A 19235-nucleotide genomic window follows, 5' to 3' on the forward strand; every position below is an offset into this window, starting at 1 on the left:
GATCGGGTCCGCCAGAGGCGCAAACAGATCGCCAGCGCGCCGTGCACGTTCAGTGTCATGGGACGATTGCTAGAGGGCCAGATGGCTGGTCGAGGGGGCCGCGAGAGCGATTTTTTGCCAGGCACGCAGACCCGCGAGGGTGTAGGTGTCGAAGATCTTGCGAAACCAGACCGTGTACTTTTCCGGCTCGGCGGCAATGCACCGCGGAATGTCGGACAGCGGCAACCAGGCCCAGGCCAGGGCTTCATCGGGATTGGCAATGGGTGGTGTGTCGCTGCTACCGACGAACAGGTGATCGAACTCATGCTCGATCAGGTCGTTCGAGACCTGTTCCCGATAGAGCAGGGAGGCGACCTTTTTCAGGGGGCAGGTCAGGCCCATTTCTTCGAACAAACGCCGTTGCGCGGCAGCGTGGGTCTGTTCGCCCAGGCGCGGATGGCCGCAGCAGCTGTTGGTCCACAGGCCTTGCGAATGGTATTTGCCGAGCGCGCGCTGTTGCAGCAGCAAACGGCCCTGCTCGTCGAAAATGAAGATCGAGAAAGCCCGATGGCGCAGGCCTTGTCGATGGATGAACAGCTTGTGCGCACTGCCGGTTTCGCAATCATCCTCATCTACCAGAATGAGGGTTTCTTCCATGACTCGGACTCCGAGGTGCCGTTGTCACTGGACGATACTGCTGACCAGAATACGTGGGGGAAACTCAGGTTTTCTTGAGTGGTATCCATTCACACTAGATCGCGTTTTCCCAAGCGCAAGGCGGCGCGGACATTCGGTTTGGCCGTTCGTCTGAAGCTGGCGGATGGGCAGTGCTGGCTGTTGGGCTGTGCGCGGAATTGACGCTTTTGGGGGGAGCCAATCCCTTGCGCTTTGGAGGGAGGTCTGATGAAAGGGATTTTGTAAGACGCTGAATCGTTCTCTTTCCTACAAGGCCTGTCGGTTGTATCTTCGTGCGGATAACGCATAAAGTTGTCTTTCGCGAACAGTATTTTGCGATCAACCTTGGCCGGTTGAGCACATAGGCACACAAGCGCTCAAAATAACGAGTGGGCGCTTAAGGAATAGCAATTATATAGTGATATCCGAGATGCCTACTCACACTGTCCTCCGTTTTACCCCGCTTGACACCCACGATGCTGCTAATCCGGTACTGTATATCCGTCACGATGCCCCCCTCGAAGATCTGGCGATTTGCGCGGCTCACCGTTTTACGGTGGTTCGCGATCTGATGGACACCTTGTCTACACTAGGGCTCAAAAATATTGATGATTGCGATTTGTTGCGAGTGAGCCGTGGCAGTCATCTACTGATGCGCGAGGGTTGTGCGCTATTAGAGATTATTCAAGTACGGGCCGCACGGATGAAAAATCAGTAGGTTTGCCGCCTCTCTCAAGCATTTTCATTGCTGTTTGGTGTTTGGATCTGCTCCCTCACTTGGAACGTTCGGGTGAGGGGCTCCATCCGTTTTGCTTCACGGTATGAGCTCAATATTTTATGAGCATCATAAGGATGCTGTTTAGTTTGGCTTCATGTGTTTAGTACCAATTTTCCATGGAGAAATTTTGTATCTTGTATGAGTCGCTACTGTCATTGTGGCATATGATGCAGTGCATGGTGCTCATGACAAACCAAACCAGGAACTCCTTGAGCTCGGTCGACGGTTTAGGAGCAGGTTTTTTAGCACGCTCTCTATGTCGTCTACTAGTTTGTTGAAGGAGGTTGTATTGAGTTTTTCGATGAAAATGTTTCTATGTGATCCTTGTGCATGCCGTCCATATAATAGTAGTCGTCAGGCTTGAATTTGATTGTATCAACTGTCGTTTTTTTCGTAAATTTAAATATCTGTTGGCCTTGATATGTTTTTCCTGTTCTTAAAGATACACGCTCCCGTATTTCGCCTAGTGGGGTACCGCTGATAGGGTTGTTGGTCAGTCCTAGTGGGTCAATCCATACCGCCGGATTTGGCGCATACCGACAACTCGGCCATCATCGACGTGTGTAGCAAAGCATCGCCCTCGCGGGCAGCCCAGGGGGTGTCGGTCATGAAGGTACGTTCCGTGCGGGCCAGGGACGCCCATCGGAACATGTGGTCAGGCCAGATTCAAGAGGAAAAGACGATCATAAATGTAAGAACTGTCTCTAATAACATATTGAAACTGCTGGTTTATTATCGGTGCTGGTAGGGTTGGTGTCCCAAGAGGCGAGCCCGGCTTCAGGTGTTGGAGAGGTACTCGCACTTTGATAAATAGAGCTCCGGGCTTGGAGACAGTGTTGTTGTTTTGTAGCGTGGCGTAATCGTTGACCAGTGATGATTTCCTTTTATACAACTGCAGAGCAGGTCAACGAACGAATCCACCGTCTGTTGCTCATGCGTTGAAGTGACGAGAAGTGACAGGTTGTGCTTCTGTGCTTCAAACACATGGTAGGTATCAATGCACTTGTTTATGGTGAGATTTATGGCTTGCTCTATGGAGAGATTGCCTTCTTTCTGAACAAGGAGCACAGCGTTATGTTTTTCTTTTTTCAGGATCTCTCTTTCCAGTGAAAAGATATCATTGGTGTAGAAGCAGATGTCCGTGCAGGTATCGAGAATGTCCTGAATCATTGGATGCTCTGCGAGGTGTGGCGGCAGCTCCAATCGTGTGGCCCATTGCGCCACATCCACAAAGGCACGAACAGAGATGGCTCGCCTTCTCAAAGGCAGATAACGTTCCAGGGTGATAGGCGCGTCACTCGCATGCATCCGAGACTCATCAATCCATGACTGCAGGAAGCTCTGCCAGGTGGCTCGTGTTTTCCTTTGCCAGGCATCAGACATGCACACCATGCCATCGCTGTAGCGTTGCCAGGTGTTCAACCAGCTTCGCAGCATCGGGTTGTTCATGTCGTGGTGTTGCTCGACGGGGTCTTCGGTGATATTGATCAGTGAGTGGATCAGCTTTGTCACCTGTTCGGTTTCATTGACATGGGAAGAGCAGTAGTCATCGACAATGGCCGCAATACCTATCATGTCGGTTGCCAGGCAGAGACCGACGTAGGGAATTTGCGGGAACGTATAGATCACGAGCCTGACAGCGCCTTGTTGCAAGTAGCTTTGTTCTGCTTCAGTGTCACTCATCAGGCCCATCTCGCGTAACCAGTTGATGTGATAACTCTCAAGTTCGGTGGCTTGGGGGTGCACGCGAAGAGGGATGGTGGTTTCAAGTTCGAAAGAGGGCATGAGGGGGTCTTCCTGTTAGCGTCAGAGGCTTGCCAGAATGAGGCGAGTCATACGCCAAATCGCTTTTGACGACATTGATAGGCGGTCATCGCCTGGTGAAATTCTTCTTGAGTGAATTCAGGCCAACACAGCGACGAGAAGTAAAACTCAGAATAAGCGCATTGCCAGGGCATGAACCCCGAGAGCCGTTGTTCGCCTGACGTGCGGATCACAAGGTCCGGTCCGGGCTGGTCGCCGGTGTCCAAGGCCTGCTGTAGCCGCTGCTCGGTGATGGCATCCGGTAGCTGTTCCAGTGCATTGCTAGCCATGAACTCTTTTATGACCGAGCGTACGGCCCGAATGATTTCCTGTCGCCCGCTGTAAGCCACCGCAATATTGACGCAGGGCCCTTTGACATGGCGGGTACGACTTTGGGCGTTGCGTATCGAGTTGTTGGCAGCGGGCGCAAGTGCATCGGTATCACCCAGGATATGCAGGCGCCAACGCCCGCTATTGGCCAGTTCGTTGATGACACTCACGATGACGTCGATCAACCCGGCAAGTTCTTCAGGATCGCGCTGGAGATTTTCCAACGAGAGCGGCCATAGGGTAATAAATGGAATCTCGAGTTGCGCGCACCACTCCAGAAGGTGATGAACCCGGGCCCCTCCAGCGCGATAACCTTCGATACACGACAAGCCTTGCGTGGCCGCCCAGCGTCTGTTGCCGTCGAGAATGACAGCCAGATGCCGGATCAAGGGCTGGCGAGTGGGTGAGCTTTCTTCAACCGCGGGTAGATGGGTAGGATTCTGCGCACTGCCGGTTTCGCAATCATCCTCATCTAGCAGAATGAGGGTTTCTTCCATGACTCGGACTCCGAGGTGCCGTTGTCACTGGACGGTACTGCTGACCAGAATGCGTGGGGAAACTCAGGTTTCTTGAGCGATACCCATAGACACTAGATTGCGTTCGCTCAAGCGCAAGGCGGCGCGGACATTCGGTTTGGCCGTTCGTCTGAAGCTGGCGGGAGCCCTTTTGGGCGTCCCCCCTCTAACTCAACCTTTCATCAAACCTTCATCAAACGTTTATTCCCATGTTTTGTTCAGGTCATCTACCTGACACCCCGCCTGCCTAGAGTCGTTTGAACTCAAACGTGGCCAGGGACGGCTGCTCAACCTGATAGAGCAGCCCATGCATCCAGCGATCCGTGTCGAACACCTGAACAAGACCTTTGCGCGAAAGAGCGCATTGGTCGACCTCGATCTCTCCATCGCGGTCGGTGAAATGGTCGCGCTGATCGGCGCTTCCGGCTCCGGCAAGTCGACCTTGTTGCGTCACCTCACAGGCCTGGCCTGTTGCGACAAAAGCAACGGTGGCAGCGTCAAGGTGCTCGGGCGTGATGTGCAGGTCTCCGGACGCTTGAACGGCAAGGTACGGCGTCTGCGGGCCGATATCGGCTACATCTTCCAGCAGTTCAACCTGGTCAACCGCCTCAGCGTGCTCGACAACGTGTTGCTCGGTTGCCTGGGGCGCATGCCACGCTGGCGCGGCAGCCTCGGCCTGTTCAATACCGAGGAAAAGCAATTCGCCATGGAATCCCTGGCCCGTGTCGGTCTTGCCGATCTCGCGGCGCAACGGGCCTCGACCTTGTCCGGTGGCCAGCAGCAACGGGTAGCGATTGCCCGGGCCTTGACCCAGCGTGCCGAGGTGATCCTGGCCGATGAGCCCATCGCCTCCCTCGATCCGGAGTCGGCGCGCAAGGTCATGGAAATCCTCGCCGATATCAATCGCCGCGACGGCAAGACCGTAGTCGTCACCCTGCATCAAGTCGATTACGCCATGCGTTATTGCCCCCGTGCGGTGGCGCTGAAAGGCGGGCGGATTCATTACGACGGGCGCGGCAGCGATCTCAGCAGCCAGTTCCTCAACGATTTGTACGGTGCCGATATCGACACCAGCCTGATGTTTTCCGACCAGAGCCGCCGCCCCGACGTCACGCCTCGGCTGGTGCTGGCGAGCCTCTGAATACCCTTATTCCCCCGGCAGTATTCCACCCACAGGAATCCTTCAATGTTGAACCGTATCCGTCACGTGTGTCTGTCCGCCGTCTTGTTGGCCACCGGTGTCCTGGGCAATGCCCAGGCCGCCGACAAGGTCATCAATTTCGGGATCATGTCCACCGAGTCCTCGCAGAACCTCAAGAGCATCTGGCAGCCGTTCCTGGATGACATGCACAAGAAAACCGGCCTGACCATCAACGCCACCTTCGCCTCCGACTATGCCGGTCTGATCCAGGGCATGCGTTTCAACAAGGTCGACGTGGCCTGGCTGGGCAACAAGGCGGCCATGGAAGCGGTGGACCGCTCCAACGGTGAAATCTTCGCCCAGACCGCTGCCGCCAACGGTGCGGCCGGTTACTGGAGCGTGCTGATCGTGAACAAGAACAGCCCGATCAACTCCGTGGAAGACATGCTCAAGAACGCCAAGAACCTGACCTTCGGCAACGGCGATCCGAACTCCACCTCGGGCTATCTGGTACCCGGTTATTACGTGTTCGCCAAGAACCACGTCGACGCGGCCACCGCCTTCAAGCGCACGCTCAACTCCAGCCATGAGGTCAACGCCTTGAGCGTGGCCAAGGGGCAGTTGGACGTCGCCACCTTCAACACCGAAAGCTGGGAGCGCCTCGAAGTCACCCAGCCGGACAAGGCCGCCATGCTCAAGGTGATCTGGAAGTCGCCGCTGATCCCTGCCGATCCGATGGTCTGGAGCAAGGCCCTGGGTGAGAGCGAGAAAGCCAAGATCCGCGACTTCTTCTTCAACTATGGCAACACCGATGAAGAGAAGGCCGTGCTCAAGGGCATGCAACTGGGCAAGTTCCTCGTCTCCAGCGATGACCAACTGCTGCCGATCCGCCAACTCGAACTGTTCAAGCAGCGCACCAACATCAGCGCCGACGAGCACCTGGAGGCGGCCGACAAGGCCAGGAAACTGGCGGATATCGACGCCGACCTGGCCAAGCTGCAACAGCGCATCACCGAGCTGGACAAGAAGACCGCGGCCAATGCCGGTTGACCCCTGGCGCGGCGTTACCACGCCGCGCCTTTTCCGAGCTTCTTTTATGAGAGTCGATCATGACCACGCTGCACGCTGAAGCTGTCGGCAAGCACACCTGGCCGCAATACGTCGGTTGGGGCCTGTTCCTGGTCCTGCTGGCCTGGGCCTGGCACGGTGCCGAGATGAACCCGCTGGCGCTGTACCGCGATTCGGGAAACATGGCGACCTTCGCCGCCGACTTCTTTCCGCCGGACTTCCATGAATGGCGCTCCTACCTCAAGGAGATGATCGTCACCGTGCAGATCGCCCTCTGGGGTACGGTGCTGGCGATTGTCTGCTCGGTGCCGCTGGGGATTCTCTGCGCCGACAACATCACCCCGTGGTGGGTCCACCAGCCGCTGCGCCGGGTGATGGATGCCTTCCGTTCGATCAACGAAATGGTCTTCGCCATGTTGTTCGTGGTAGCGGTCGGCCTGGGTCCGTTTGCCGGGGTCCTGGCCCTGTGGATCAGCACCACCGGGGTGCTCGCCAAGCTCTTCGCCGAAGCCGTCGAAGCCATCGACCCGGGCCCGGTGGAAGGCGTTCGTGCCACCGGAGCCAGCGCCTTGCAGGAAGTGATCTACGGCGTGATCCCGCAAGTGATGCCGCTGTGGGTCTCCTACGCGCTTTACCGCTTCGAAGCCAATGTGCGCTCGGCGACGGTGGTGGGGATGGTCGGGGCGGGCGGGATCGGGGTGATCCTCTGGGAAAACATCCGCGCCTTCATGTTCGTCCAGACCTGCGCGGTGCTGCTGGTGATCATCGTTGTGGTGAGCCTGATCGACGTCTTTTCCCAACGCCTGCGCAAGCAGTTCATCTGATTTCGGAGGGGTGCCCCTGGGCGCTTTTTTTAACCATGCAGTTGTCTAGACAAGATGAGCCGGTGTACCGCGAACTGGCCGATATCCTCCGTCGCGAACTGAGCAGTTATCAGGCCGGTGACTTCCTGCCGGGTGAAGTGCAGTTGGCCGAACGCTTCGGCGTCAACCGCCACACCCTGCGCCGGGCCATCGATGAGCTGGTGTTCGAAGGCAGCCTGTTGCGCTTGCAGGGCAAGGGCACCCAGGTGCTGGAGCGGCCGTTGATTTACCCGATGGGCGCCGAGACCTCCTACAGCCAGTCATTGTCGGCCCAGGGTGTCGGGGTCGAGGCGGTCCTGCTCAAACGCCGCTACTGCTACGCCAGTCGCGACGAAGCGCAACAACTGGGCATTGCCGAGATGGCGCCGATGATCGAGTTGCAGACCCTGCGCAAGCTCGACCACCAGCCCGTCAGCCTGATCCGCCATCGCTACTGCGCCAGCCATGCGCCGCTGCTGGCGGACTACAACGGCGGTTCCCTGCGCCAGTACCTGCGTGAGCGGGACCTGCCGTTGACCCGCACCCAGAGCCTGATCGGCGCCCGTTTGCCCAACCGCGACGAAGCCGCGTTGCTGATGATGCCCCGGCATCTGCCGGCCCTGACCGTATTCACCCTTTCCCGCGATCGCGACGGCCGCCCGGTGGAGCTGGCCCAGTCCACCAGCCGTTCGGATCGTTTTCAGTACCAGGTCGTCACCTGATGGAGAACCCATTGATGAATCCGTCCCAACGTCAGCACTGGATCGGTGTGCTTGCCCGTGCCCGACGCAGTGAATTGCTCCCCCATGAAGCCGCCTTGCGGGATGCCGATTACCAGTTGATCCGCGCCCCGGAGATCGGCATGACCCTGGTCCGCGGTCGCATGGGCGGCAACGGCGCGCCGTTCAACGTCGGTGAAATGAGCGTGACCCGTTGCGTGGTGCGCCTGGCCGATGGTCGTACCGGCTACAGCTATCTGGCCGGTCGCGACAAGCTTCACGCCGAGCTGGCGGCCTTGGCCGATGCGCATTTACAGGGTTCGCAACCGAGCCAATGGCTCAGTCAATTGATCACCCGTCTGGCCAATGCCCAAGTCGCCCGCCGCGCGGAAAAAGAGGCGGACACCGCTGCCACCAAGGTGGAGTTCTTCACCCTGGTTCGAGGAGAAAACTGATGAATCCACAGCTGTTGCAACCGGCGTTTGTCGACCCGGTCCTGGATGCCCAGCGCGGCTTTCGAGCCGCTCTCAAGGCGCTGGCCGAGCCCGGCCTGGTCCAGTTGCTGCCCGGCGCGCCCAGTCTTGAAGGCCTGGCGCCCACCACCTATGCGCTGTGCCTGGCGCTGTTGGATATGGATACGCCGCTGTGGCTGGCGCCGGCCTTCGACACGCCGTTGATCCGCGCCAATCTGGCGTTCCACTGCGGCTGTCCGTTGACGAGCCGCCGGGAAGAGGCCGCGTTCGCCTTGCTCGGCGAAGCGGATCTGCTGGACCTGAGCGGCTTCGACCACGGCAATGATCGCTACCCGGACCAGTCCTGCACCTTGCTGGTCCAGTTGCCCGCTCTGGAGGCCGGTCGCGAGTTGAACTGGAGCGGTCCGGGGATCGAGAGCGCGCGTCGGGTCAGTCTGCCATTGCCTTCTGGCTTCTGGCTGGAACGCCAACGCCGCGAGGTTTTCCCCCGAGGTCTGGATGTGCTGTTTGCCGCCGGCCAGCAGTTGATCGGCTTGCCCCGCAGCACCCGGGTCGCCCATATCGCAGAGGAGCTTGCCTGATGTACGTAGCCGTCAAGGGTGGCGAACAGGCCATCGACAATGCCCACCGTCTGCTGGCGAAAAAGCGCCGGGGCGATACTTCTGTCACTGAGCTGAGTGTCGAGCAGATCCGCCAGCAACTGCCCCTGGCCGTGGCCCGGGTCATGAGCGAAGGCTCGCTGTACGACGAAGAGCTGGCCGCACTGGCGATCAAGCAAGCGGCGGGGGACCTGGTGGAAGCGATCTTCCTGCTGCGGGCCTACCGCACCACGTTGCCGCGCTTCAGCCCGAGCCTGCCGATCGACACCTCGCAGATGCTCCTCAGCCGGCGTTTGTCCGCGACCTTCAAGGATGTGCCCGGCGGCCAGCTGCTGGGTCCGACCTTCGACTACACCCATCGCCTGCTGGATTTTGCGCTGCTGGCCGAGGGTGAGTATCCAGGCCCGCAGACTGCGCCTGATGCCCGTCTTGAGCCATGCCCGCGAGTGCTGGGTTTGCTGGCCAAGGAAGGCTTGATCAAGAACGAGGCCGACAACAGCGACAGCGTTGCCGACATCACCCGCGATCCCCTGGAGTTTCCGGCCAGCCGTGCCCAGCGCTTGCAAGCCCTGGCACGTGGCGATGAGGGTTTCCTGCTGGCCCTGGGTTACTCGACCCAGCGTGGTTACGGCCGCAACCACCCGTTCGCCGGGGAAATTCGGATCGGTGACGTCGAGGTGTGGATCGACCCGGAGGAGCTGGGTTTCCCCATCTGCCTGGGCAGTATCGAAGTGACCGAGTGCGAGATGGTCAACCAGTTCGTCGGTTCGGCCACGGAGCTGGCGCAGTTCACTCGCGGCTACGGCCTGGCGTTCGGGCATGCCGAGCGCAAGGCCATGGGCATGGCCCTGGTGGATCGCGCACTGCGCGCTGAAGAGTTCAACGAAGAGATCCAGTCGCCGGCGCAGCAGGAAGAGTTCGTGCTGATGCATTGCGACAACGTCGAAGCGGCGGGCTTTGTCTCGCACCTCAAATTGCCTCACTACGTGGACTTCCAGTCTGAACTGGAACTGATCCGCAAACTGCGCCAACCGGCCGAGGGGAAACGCCATGAATGACCTGAGCCAAGCGCCTGCGCGCGACCCGGCGTACAACTTTGCCTATCTCGACGAGCAGACCAAACGCATGATCCGCCGCGCCTTGCTCAAGGCCGTGGCGATTCCCGGGTACCAGGTGCCCTTTGGTGGTCGCGAGATGCCGTTGCCCTATGGCTGGGGCACCGGCGGCATGCAACTGACGGCGGCGATCCTTGGGGCCGACGATGTGCTCAAGGTGATCGACCAGGGCGCCGACGACACCACCAATGCGGTCTCCATCCGACGCTTTTTCGCCCGCACGGCGGGTGTCGCCACCACCGAAAGTACACCTGACGCCACGGTGATCCAGACCCGCCACCGCATCCCGGAAAGCCCTTTGCGGGCTGATCAGATCATGGTCTACCAGGTGCCGATCCCCGAGCCGTTGCGTTTTATCGAGCCTTCGGAAACCGAGACCCGGACCATGCACGCCCTCAACGATTACGGGGTCATGCATGTGAAGTTGTACGAGGATATCGCCACCTTCGGTCATATCGCCACGGCCTACGCCTACCCGGTAATGGTCGACGAACGCTACGTGATGGACCCGTCGCCGATTCCCAAGTTCGATAACCCGAAACTCGACATGAGCCCGGCGCTGATGCTGTTTGGCGCCGGACGGGAAAAGCGCTTGTACGCGGTGCCACCGTTCACCCGGGTCACCAGCCTGGACTTTGAAGACCATCCCTTCGCAGTGCAGAAGTGGAAGGAGTGCTGCGCCATCTGCGGCAGCCATGACTCGTTCCTCGACGAACTGATCATCGACGACGCCGGCACCCAGCGTTTTGTCTGTTCCGACACCTGGTACTGCGCCCAGCGGGTCGAGCAGCAGGAGAGCAACCAATGAACCTGTCCCTGATGGAAGAGCAGCCGCTCAGCGTATCCGCCGAGCCGCTGTTGCAAGTGCGTGACCTGACGTTGTTGTACGGCCTGGAAAAGGGCTGCCAGGGTGTCAGCTTCGACCTGTATCCCGGCGAAGTACTGGGGATTGTCGGCGAGTCCGGCTCGGGCAAGTCCACCTTGCTGTCGTTGCTGAGCGGGCGCCTGCCGCCCCAGCGCGGCAGCATCGGCTATCGCGGCAAGGATGGCGAATGGCTGGACCTGTACAGCGCCAGCGAGGCCGAGCGCCGCACCTTGTTGCGCACCGAATGGGGCTTTGTCGAACAGAACCCTCGGGACGGCTTGCGCATGGGCGTCTCGGCGGGCGCCAATATCGGTGAGCGGTTGATGGCCCAGGGCGTACGCAATTACCAACAACTGCGTAGCGCCGGCCTCGACTGGCTGAGCCAGGTGGAAATCGATCCGCTGCGTATCGACGACTTGCCCCGGACCTTTTCCGGCGGCATGCAACAGCGTCTGCAGATCGCCCGCAACCTGGTGTCGAGTCCGCGTCTGGTCTTCATGGATGAGCCCACCGGTGGCCTCGACGTTTCGGTGCAAGCGCGCTTGCTCGACCTGCTGCGCGGCCTGGTCCGCGAACTGGACCTGGCGGTGGTGATTGTCACCCACGACCTGGCGGTGGCGCGTCTGCTGGCCGACCGCCTTATGGTGATGCGCCGCTCTCATGTGGTGGAAACCGGGCTGACCGACCAGATCCTCGACGACCCGCAACACCCTTACTCGCAACTGCTGGTGTCTTCGGTGTTGCAGCCATGAGCCTTGTCCGTGAAGTGGAATCCAGCGTGATGACTAACTTGATCGAGGTCCGTGGCCTCTTGAAAACCTTCACCTTGCACCAGCAGAACGGCGTGGTCCTCAACGTGCTGCGCGGGGTGGATTTCAGTGTGCGGGCGGGCGAATGCCTGGTGCTGCATGGCCAGTCCGGCGCCGGCAAAAGTACCTTGCTGCGCACCTTGTACGGTAACTATCTGCCGGCGGGCGGCAGCATCCGGGTACGGCACGCGGGTGAGTGGCTGGAACTGGTGGGCGCCGCGCCCCGGGACATTCTCCAGGTGCGTCAGCAGACCCTCGGCTATGTCAGCCAGTTTCTGCGGGTGATCCCCCGCGTTGCCTGCCTGGATGTGCTGATGGAGCCGGCCCTGGCCCGTGGCTGGTCCAAGGCCCTGGCACGTTCCCGTGCCGAGCTGTTGCTCAGTCGCCTGAATATCCCCGAGCGCCTCTGGCAGTTGGCCCCGGGGACCTTCTCCGGTGGTGAGCAGCAGCGGGTCAATATCGCCCGGGGCTTTATGGTCGCCTGGCCGCTGATGCTGCTGGATGAACCCACCGCATCCCTGGACGACAGCAACCGCCAGGTGGTGCTTGAACTGATGAACGAAGCCAAGGCCAGCGGTGCCGCGCTGATCGGCATTTTCCACGATCGTACCGCCCGTGAAGCGGTGGCCGACCGTCACCTCGACATGACCCCAACTGTTGTTGCCGAAGAGGAATACGCCCATGCCCGCTGAACAGATCCTCAGCAATGCCCGCCTGGTCATGGCCGACCGCGTGATCGAAGGTTCCGTGGTCCTGCGTGACGGGGTGATCGTCGACATCGCCGAAGGCCGCAGCCAGTTACCCCAGGCCCAGGACCTGAACGGCGATTTCCTGTTGCCGGGACTGGTGGAATTGCACACCGACAACCTGGAAAAACACATGACCCCGCGCCCCGGCGTGGACTGGCCGTCGATCTCGGCGGTGCTCAGCCATGATGCGCAGATCATCGCCGCCGGGATCACCACGGTGTTTGACGCGGTGTCCATCGGCGACGTCAACCCCAAGGGCAATCGCATGCAGAAACTACCTGCGATGCTGAATGCCATCGCTGCGGCTGAAGGCGCCGGGCTGACCCGCGCCGAACACCGCCTGCATCTGCGCTGCGAACTGTGCCACCCGGATACCCTGAGCGTGTTCCGTGACCTGGTGGAAAACCCGCTGGTGCAACTGGTGTCGGTGATGGACCATTCGCCGGGCCAGCGCCAGTTCGTGCTGGAATCCAAGTACCGCGAGTACTACATGGGCAAGTACCATTTGAACGACGAGACGATGGATGCCTTTATCGTCCTGCAAATGGCCAACTCGAAGGAGTACAGCGACCGCTATCGTGCCGCCATCGTTGAACATTGCCTGGCCCGTGGCCTGTCGGTGGCCAGCCATGACGACGCGACCGTGGCCCATGTCGAGGAGTCGGCGCGCTACGGCATGACCATCGCTGAATTCCCCACCACCCTGGAAGCGGCCCGGGGCTGCCAGCGGTTGGGCATGAGCGTGTTGATGGGCGCGCCTAACGTGGTCCGTGGCGGGTCCCATTCGGGCAACGTGGCCGCCGCCGACCTGGCCGCCAAGGGATTGCTGGATATACTTTCCAGTGACTACTACCCGGCGAGCCTGCTGCAAGCCGCGTTCTCGCTGGCGGCGCTGGACAATCACTGCGATCTGCCCGAGGCGGTCAGGATGATCAGCCTGGCGCCGGCGCGAGCGGCCGGCTTGAGCGATCGCGGCGAAATTGCCCTTGGGCTGCGGGCGGATCTGGTACAGGCCAGGTGCCGGGATGGGCTGCCGGTGGTGCAACAAGTCTGGCGCCAAGCGAACAGGGTGTTTTGATGGCGGGCAGGTTGATCTATCTCATCGGACCTTCAGGTTCGGGCAAGGACAGCCTGCTGGATGCCGCGCGGGTGCGTTTGGCCGAACGTGGCTGCCGCATTGCGCGGCGGGTAATCACCCGTTCGGCTGAGGCGGTGGGCGAGGAGGCCGAGGGCGTGAGTCCGGAGCAGTTCGCCGCGCTGGAGGCTCAGGGCGAGTTTGCCCTGAGCTGGCACGCCAATGGGTTGTCCTACGGTATTCCACGGGATATCGACGATTGGCTGGCGGCGGGGGAGGATGTGCTGGTCAACGGTTCCCGTGGGCATCTGGCGCAGACGCGTTTGCGTTATCCGCAGTTGTTGGTGGTGCTGCTGACGGTGGATCAGGCTGTATTGCGCCAGCGCCTGTTGGCGCGTGGGCGTGAATCCCTGGTTGAAATTGAGGCGCGACTGGCACGCAATGCCCATTTCAATGCGGATCTGATCGCCGAGGCCGTTCCGGGGCTGTGCCTGATCGATAACTCCGGCCCGTTGCAACGCACTGTCGAGTGCTTGCTGATGTGTCTCGATGGAGAAACCACATGCGTCTGATCTTGCTTGGCACCGGTGATGCCCGGCAAGTGCCTGTCTACGGTTGCGAATGTGCAGCCTGCGAGCTGGCCCGCGGAGACGAAAGCCTGCGACGTCTGCCCTGTAGCGCGCTGATCGAGTGTGGTGACCAGCGCTGGCTGATCGACAGCGGCTTGCCCGACCTCACCGAGCGCTTTCCACCGCGAAGCTTCAACGGCATTTTCCAGACCCATTACCACGCGGATCACGCCCAGGGCCTGCTGCATTTGCGCTGGGGCCAGGGGCTGGTGATTCCGGTGCACGGGCCGGTGGATCCGGAGGGTTTGTCCGATCTCTACAAACATCCCGGCATCCTTGATTTCAGTCAGCCTTTCAGTGAGTTCGAGACCCGGCTTTTCGGTGCTCTCAGCGTTACGGCGCTGCCGCTGCAACACTCAAAACCGACCTTGGGTTATCTGTTCGAAGGGCAGGGGCGTCGCATCGCCTACCTCACCGACACTGTCGGCTTGCCGCCGGCCACTATGGCCTGGCTGCAACGCGAAACGCTCGATGTGCTGGTGCTTGATTGTTCGATGCCGCCCCAGCCCCAGGCCCCGCGTAATCACAACGACCTGACGCTGGCGTTGCAGTGCATCGAAGAATTAAAGCCAGGGCAGGGGGTGTTGACCCATGTCGGGCATACGTTGGATGCCTGGTTGCTGCAGCAGCGTCAGGCGTTGCCGGGTAACGTGACGGTTGGCTGGGATGGGCGGGTGTTTTAGCCCTTTATGTGGGCTTGGAGGCCCGGCGCTTTTGGCCAGACAGCAAAAAGCCCGCATGTGCGGGCTTCTTGGGATGGGGCCAGATCCTTTGGCTGGGGCCCATTATGTCGGCCGTTTATGATGAAATAATTACAATCTGATATCAATTTGATGCATTTCCTTTGGAAAACCAATGACTTGGCGGGGTGGGAGGGCTTTTGATGGCTCACTCTGGCTTGAGGTGTGCCAGGTCCCTGGCGATGCCCTGCAATTCTTTGAAAATCAGATGGTTGCGAAATGTGTGTGGCGTTGAAAATTGCCGTCAGCAAACTTGCTTCGTAGGGTGGGGATGTATATATTCGTCCCCTTGTCGCGCAGGCGTCAGGGTGTCAAGCCCTCTGGTTTGTAACGAACCGCCGCGTAGACCGCTTCACCGCGCTGCCGCCCGAATGGCGAAACTGGTAGACGCATGGGACTTAAAATCCCCCGCTCGTAAGGGCGTGCCGGTTCGATTCCGGCTTCGGGCACCATCTTTGCGTTCCATAGAGCGTTTACGAGTTCTCTGGATACCTCGAAAAACCTGCCTTCTGGCGGGTTTTTTTGCGCCGCTCACTACCTCTCAATTCCAGCGTAAGGTGCTGCCTGACCTCCATGGCGTCATGCAGTATCCGAACGATCTCGATGACCTGGTCATCTGCCAATCGATAGAAAACGACATGCCGCGGTCTCTGCACGGTGCCCGTGGCCGTTGCAGCCTGCTTGCGTACGCAGGTCAGATGAAAGCTCCTCAGTCCCTCTGAGAGTTCATCTCGAGGGCTGCTACCCACCCTGTCTGGCGTTTCTGCAAGGTCTTCGATGGCTGTGCGTATGAGCACCTGGTACCTGATCCTGGCTTGTGGGCCAAACTGTACTTGGGAGTACCTGAGAACATCCTCGATATCACTGAGGGCCGTATGAGAGAGGCGGTACTTTCCCATGCTCAACGGTTCTTGGTAGAGGGGAGGGCCGCTCGTTCACCGATGTCAGCCAGGAGCTCTCCCAACTGGTCACCGCCAATCTCGATGAAATGACCTCGTTCCAGGTCCATCAGTCCTGCTGAAGTGGCATGACGCAATGCATCGAGCTTGGCCAGTTCTTCAGCCTCACGCTGCTCCAGCAGGCGAAGCCCTTCGCGCATGACTTCGCTGGCGTTCTGGTACCGGCCGGAGACAACCAGATCATTGATGACCTGATCCATGTGATCAGTGAGAACGACATTTCGCGTAGCCATGTTGTGCTCCAGGAACAAATAACGCCTCTGCGGATGTTGGCATATTATGCCATCGCGTTCGCTCATGCCTAGTTTGAGTCTGGTATTCATGCAGGAAGGTTTCTTGCAGGATTTGTCAGGGAAACGGTAACGGTACACGCCGACACAATGAATAACGCCCCAGAAGGCTGTCAAAACCCCAACTGCTACAAGCTTTTTCAGGTCGTTGGTGCAGCTACAGAGCGGGGGAAGAGGCCTACAAATCAGGCTCTGCGATTCGCGTCGGATACTGGCTGGTTGACTAGTCGGGCTTTGTCGAACGATGCGTATGTAATGTGTGGCAGCCCTGCAAAACCGAGACCCTGGTCAATCAGAGTGCGCCCAGCCTGGCGCTTCGATAATCTGCGAGTACCACGTAGTCAACCGAGCCGTACAAGGACGAAATCGATGATCAACCGTATTGGTGAGACAGAGATCAAACCGGTTCACAACGACATCAGGCGAATCGATCCGTCACGGTGCGCCTACAACGTTGGCTGCTTGGACGGTGTTGACCCGGCAGACTTGGGCAGGGTGCCGGTGAGTAAGGGACGTAACCACCCGTTAGACAAAAAGTAAGCTGAGCAAAACGGATGAGAAGACCCTTGCGGTACCTAGGTCAGATTCAACCCTCCGTCTGACAGGAGTATCTCACCGGTTAGGTAGTCCGACTCGACCAGCATTAAAACAGCTTTTGCGATGTCGTCTGGGCTGGCGGCCCTGCGCATGGGTGCGCGAGTTCGCCACAACTCTTGGGCCTCTGTCCACCCTGCGGTCAGAGGCGTGTCGACCAAGCCAGGCGCCACAGCGTTTACGCGAATTTCCGGCCCAAGCGATACCGCGAGCAAGCGGGTCATGTGATTGAGAGCTGCTTTGCTTACCGCATAGGGAATCGATGCGCCCTTAGGACGGATACCGGCATGCGAACTGATGTTGACGACGCTACCTGCTCGACGGTAAAGGGCGGCATCGCGCAATGCCGACTCGGCCAATGTGACCAGGTGGAACGGCGCCACGACATTAACCTCGTTAAGTTCGTGCCACACCGCCGAACTGGCAGAGGCCAGGTCGCCGTGCGGAATGACTCTGCTAATACCGGCGTTATTGACCAATACGTCGAGCTGCCCCCACGCGGCGATCGCCTCGTTGATAAGCCTGACCCTGTCAGCTTCGAAAGCAAGATCAGCTTGCACGTAAATAGCCTGCTTCATTTCGGCAGCCATGGCGCGTCCCGTCTCCGCAGAATTTCGCGAATGGAGCACCACCGCATAGCCTGCCCGGCTCAGTGCACGTGCAATGGCTGCGCCGATACCGGAAGTGGATCCTGTAACCAATGCGACGCGTAATACGTTATCGATTGTCGGATCGGGTTTCATATGGATATCTCGAATGGGTCGCTAGAGAGCCATCACCGTAGCACCAAGCGGGCAAAGTCGTCGCCGAGTTGTAGCACCTCCCTGCTGATGGACTAGGCTTGTTACTGCTGAGCTTGGCGATGCCCGAGACAATGACAAAAGAGCATGGCAAAGACGTAAGTGGAGGCTGATGATGGATCGCGTCAGTCAGCTTTTCATGCACGGTGCACCACAACGCTTGGCGACCACCCGACAACCGGAGTCCGATCATGAATGAACAAACCTGCGCCTGCCCCCACTGCACCTGCAAGGTTGGCGAGCATGCGGTCGTGCGTCATGGCAAGCACTACTGCTGCCAGGCGTGCGCCGATCATCACCCGAATGGCGAACCTTGCACGGCCTCCAAATGCCACTGCGCGGATAAACCCAAGTAGGGGTTGTATCTCTACTACCTGCGTTGGCTGTTGAATTCAACGGCTACGAGCTTTTGCCTGCCTGAGGAGGGCGCGCAGAAGAGGGGATCGCTACAGATCAGGCTCGATCGTCAGCATGGGTACGACCGTGAGGGAGTTTCCGGGTTTGGCAGAGCTGCGCATACGCATGTGAAAGGTGACCGCGAAGTTCCTTCATCAGGTCGAAAACCAGATCCCAACGTTGCGCTTATCGAGCAGTACGCTGACGGCTTCAGGCGCAAAACTCCGCTCAACCTGAGCGATGATGTCAGCTGAATAATTCTGTGAATTTGACTCACGCAGAGCGGCGATCACTACACGGCTAATCGCCGCTGTATCTTCGCTTGTTGCGGGGCGAACCTGACTTCCATGTAGATGTTTTGACTGACGGATCGGGTACCCGTAATCACGTAAGCGCTTACAGGCTCTCTGGAACCCCCGAAAAACCTGCCTTCTGGCGGGTTTTTTCGTTTTGGCGTTCCATGCTCTGGCGCATGCGATAGCGCCAGAGCCGTTGGTGAAACTGGCGACTGCCATACACAAGCAAGACTATAGCGGCGTCAGCACATTCATCACCGTATCCAGCGCCACGCGCGTATCGTCCAGTTGCACTAGCGAAGCATGCCGGGCACCGAGGGCGTCACGGTTCTTGATTGCGGTGAGGATCGCCTTGTGTCGGGGCAGGCTGAGGCGCTGGATATCGGGGCGGCGGTTGGTGATGCTGATCGACTCGCGCAGCGGCAACGACAGCATGTTGCACATATAGGCGAGCAAGTCATTGCGCGTGGCGTCGGCAATGGCGCGGTGGAAGTCCAGGTCAGCCTGCAGCAGAGCTTCGTGGGTCTGCGCCGTCTCCATGCCCCGGTAGGCATTTTCGATGGTGGTGATGTCTTCGTCGGTCGCGGTGGACGCGGCCATGGCGGCAATTTCCGGTTCGAGAATGCGGCGCACACCCGCCAGGGTGTTGAAAAACTCGCTATGGGGCGTGGACTGCATCAGCCAGGACAGCACGTCCGGGTCGAGCAAGTGCCATTTCACGCGAGGCCGTACCACCGCCCCCACCCGTGGCTTGGAATACACCAGGCCCTTGGCGCTGAGTACGCGGGTCGCCTCACGCAACACCGAGCGGCTGACTTTGTACTCTTCGCAGAGCGTGGCTTCCATGGGCAGTCTTTCTTCCGGCTTGAAGCGTCCGGAAACGATGTGCATGCCCAAGTCCTGAACGATTTGGGCGTGCATGCTCTTGCGCGGCTTGGGCGACTGCTGATCCATAACGAGGAGGTTGCTCTGGCTAAATACCGCGCATCATACCAT

Annotated in this window: 21 protein-coding genes, 1 tRNA gene and 2 pseudogenes; 16 read left to right on the forward strand and 8 right to left on the reverse strand. The window is 59.4% G+C overall.

From position 1 onward, the window contains the following. Positions 1 to 69: 69 nt before the first annotated feature. Positions 70 to 636: an isopentenyl-diphosphate Delta-isomerase gene (gene idi, locus CWE01_RS27400; RefSeq protein ID WP_100943688.1), complete on the reverse strand. Its 567-nt coding sequence runs from the start codon at positions 634 to 636 to the stop codon at positions 70 to 72. Positions 637 to 1084: 448 nt separating this feature from the next. Here idi and CWE01_RS27405 point away from each other — a divergent pair, with 448 nt between their 5' ends. After that, positions 1085 to 1372, forward strand: coding sequence for a hypothetical protein (locus CWE01_RS27405; RefSeq protein ID WP_100943689.1), 288 nt, complete (start codon positions 1085 to 1087; stop codon positions 1370 to 1372). 837 nt (positions 1373 to 2209) lie between these two features. Here CWE01_RS27405 and CWE01_RS27410 read toward each other — a convergent pair. Both CWE01_RS27410 and uppS read right to left on the reverse strand, forming a co-directional pair. Further along, on the reverse strand, positions 2210 to 3217 hold the full coding sequence (locus tag CWE01_RS27410) for a terpene synthase family protein (RefSeq protein ID WP_100943690.1): 1008 nt from the start codon (positions 3215 to 3217) through the stop codon (positions 2210 to 2212). 47 nt (positions 3218 to 3264) lie between these two features. Beyond that, a complete protein-coding gene (gene uppS / locus CWE01_RS27415) occupies positions 3265 to 4062 on the reverse strand; it encodes a polyprenyl diphosphate synthase (RefSeq protein ID WP_100943691.1) in 798 nt (265 codons plus the stop codon). A 325-nt stretch (positions 4063 to 4387) separates the two neighbouring features. Between uppS and phnC the strand changes: the two genes are divergently transcribed. From phnC to CWE01_RS27485, 14 genes are all read left to right on the forward strand, one after another. Continuing rightward, positions 4388 to 5221 (forward strand): phosphonate ABC transporter ATP-binding protein, encoded by an 834-nt coding sequence (gene phnC / locus CWE01_RS27420; protein ID WP_100943692.1) that lies wholly within the window; start codon positions 4388 to 4390, stop codon positions 5219 to 5221. 45 nt (positions 5222 to 5266) lie between these two features. Next, on the forward strand, positions 5267 to 6271 hold the full coding sequence (gene phnD / locus CWE01_RS27425; RefSeq protein ID WP_100943693.1) for a phosphonate ABC transporter substrate-binding protein: 1005 nt from the start codon (positions 5267 to 5269) through the stop codon (positions 6269 to 6271). 59 nt (positions 6272 to 6330) lie between these two features. Further along, the gene (gene phnE / locus CWE01_RS27430; RefSeq protein WP_100943694.1) at positions 6331 to 7113 is read left to right on the forward strand and encodes a phosphonate ABC transporter, permease protein PhnE; all 783 of its coding nucleotides are present in this window, start codon (positions 6331 to 6333) and stop codon (positions 7111 to 7113) included. A gap of 35 nt (positions 7114 to 7148) precedes the next feature. Next, positions 7149 to 7853, forward strand: coding sequence for a phosphonate metabolism transcriptional regulator PhnF (gene phnF / locus CWE01_RS27435; RefSeq protein ID WP_177143700.1), 705 nt, complete (start codon positions 7149 to 7151; stop codon positions 7851 to 7853). Positions 7854 to 7867: 14 nt separating this feature from the next. Beyond that, a complete protein-coding gene (phnG, locus tag CWE01_RS27440) occupies positions 7868 to 8305 on the forward strand; it encodes a phosphonate C-P lyase system protein PhnG (RefSeq protein ID WP_100943696.1) in 438 nt (145 codons plus the stop codon). Next, positions 8305 to 8904 (forward strand): phosphonate C-P lyase system protein PhnH, encoded by a 600-nt coding sequence (gene phnH / locus CWE01_RS27445; RefSeq protein WP_100943697.1) that lies wholly within the window; start codon positions 8305 to 8307, stop codon positions 8902 to 8904. The genes phnG and phnH overlap by 1 nt, the downstream gene beginning before the upstream one ends. Further along, positions 8904 to 9980, forward strand: coding sequence for a carbon-phosphorus lyase complex subunit PhnI (locus CWE01_RS27450; RefSeq protein WP_100943698.1), 1077 nt, complete (start codon positions 8904 to 8906; stop codon positions 9978 to 9980). Before phnH ends, CWE01_RS27450 begins: the two co-directional genes overlap by 1 nt. Further along, entirely contained in the window at positions 9973 to 10845 is an 873-nt protein-coding gene (locus CWE01_RS27455; RefSeq protein ID WP_100943699.1) for an alpha-D-ribose 1-methylphosphonate 5-phosphate C-P-lyase PhnJ, read from the forward strand. Before CWE01_RS27450 ends, CWE01_RS27455 begins: the two co-directional genes overlap by 8 nt. Beyond that, positions 10842 to 11654 carry a phosphonate C-P lyase system protein PhnK gene (phnK, locus tag CWE01_RS27460; protein ID WP_100943700.1) on the forward strand — a complete coding sequence of 271 codons (813 nt, stop codon included), beginning with the start codon at positions 10842 to 10844 and terminating at the stop codon, positions 11652 to 11654. Before CWE01_RS27455 ends, phnK begins: the two co-directional genes overlap by 4 nt. Positions 11655 to 11683: 29 nt before the next feature. Continuing rightward, positions 11684 to 12403, forward strand: coding sequence for a phosphonate C-P lyase system protein PhnL (phnL, locus tag CWE01_RS27465; protein ID WP_100943868.1), 720 nt, complete (start codon positions 11684 to 11686; stop codon positions 12401 to 12403). Further along, positions 12393 to 13538 (forward strand): alpha-D-ribose 1-methylphosphonate 5-triphosphate diphosphatase, encoded by a 1146-nt coding sequence (locus tag CWE01_RS27470; RefSeq protein ID WP_100943701.1) that lies wholly within the window; start codon positions 12393 to 12395, stop codon positions 13536 to 13538. Before phnL ends, CWE01_RS27470 begins: the two co-directional genes overlap by 11 nt. Continuing rightward, a complete protein-coding gene (gene phnN / locus CWE01_RS27475) occupies positions 13538 to 14107 on the forward strand; it encodes a phosphonate metabolism protein/1,5-bisphosphokinase (PRPP-forming) PhnN (RefSeq protein ID WP_100943702.1) in 570 nt (189 codons plus the stop codon). The genes CWE01_RS27470 and phnN overlap by 1 nt, the downstream gene beginning before the upstream one ends. Then, positions 14098 to 14847: a phosphonate metabolism protein PhnP gene (gene phnP, locus CWE01_RS27480; RefSeq protein WP_100943703.1), complete on the forward strand. Its 750-nt coding sequence runs from the start codon at positions 14098 to 14100 to the stop codon at positions 14845 to 14847. Before phnN ends, phnP begins: the two co-directional genes overlap by 10 nt. Before the next feature lie 422 nt (positions 14848 to 15269). Continuing rightward, positions 15270 to 15356 (forward strand) — tRNA-Leu (locus tag CWE01_RS27485). A 102-nt stretch (positions 15357 to 15458) separates the two neighbouring features. Here the strand turns inward: CWE01_RS27485 and CWE01_RS27490 are convergent. From CWE01_RS27490 to CWE01_RS27505, 3 genes and pseudogenes are all read right to left on the reverse strand, one after another. Next, a pseudogene (locus CWE01_RS27490) lies at positions 15459 to 15803 on the reverse strand (type II toxin-antitoxin system RelE/ParE family toxin); the annotation flags it as partial. Between the two features lie 2 nt (positions 15804 to 15805). Beyond that, the gene (locus tag CWE01_RS27495; protein ID WP_100943869.1) at positions 15806 to 16096 is read right to left on the reverse strand and encodes a type II toxin-antitoxin system ParD family antitoxin; all 291 of its coding nucleotides are present in this window, start codon (positions 16094 to 16096) and stop codon (positions 15806 to 15808) included. 632 nt (positions 16097 to 16728) lie between these two features. After that, positions 16729 to 17490, reverse strand: coding sequence for an SDR family NAD(P)-dependent oxidoreductase (locus tag CWE01_RS27505; RefSeq protein WP_100943705.1), 762 nt, complete (start codon positions 17488 to 17490; stop codon positions 16729 to 16731). Between the two features lie 248 nt (positions 17491 to 17738). Here CWE01_RS27505 and CWE01_RS27510 point away from each other — a divergent pair, with 248 nt between their 5' ends. Then, positions 17739 to 17903 carry a metallothionein gene (locus CWE01_RS27510; RefSeq protein ID WP_100943706.1) on the forward strand — a complete coding sequence of 55 codons (165 nt, stop codon included), beginning with the start codon at positions 17739 to 17741 and terminating at the stop codon, positions 17901 to 17903. Between the two features lie 216 nt (positions 17904 to 18119). Here CWE01_RS27510 and CWE01_RS33985 read toward each other — a convergent pair. Continuing rightward, positions 18120 to 18314: pseudogene (locus CWE01_RS33985) on the reverse strand (hypothetical protein); the annotation flags it as partial. A gap of 156 nt (positions 18315 to 18470) precedes the next feature. Then, complete coding sequence (locus CWE01_RS27520; protein WP_100943707.1) at positions 18471 to 19193, reverse strand: FadR/GntR family transcriptional regulator; 723 nt, start codon at positions 19191 to 19193, stop codon at positions 18471 to 18473. Positions 19194 to 19235: the final 42 nt, after the last annotated feature.

Source organism: Pseudomonas sp. QS1027 (assembly GCF_002814235.1).
In the GTDB taxonomy this organism is placed as follows: domain Bacteria; phylum Pseudomonadota; class Gammaproteobacteria; order Pseudomonadales; family Pseudomonadaceae; genus Aquipseudomonas.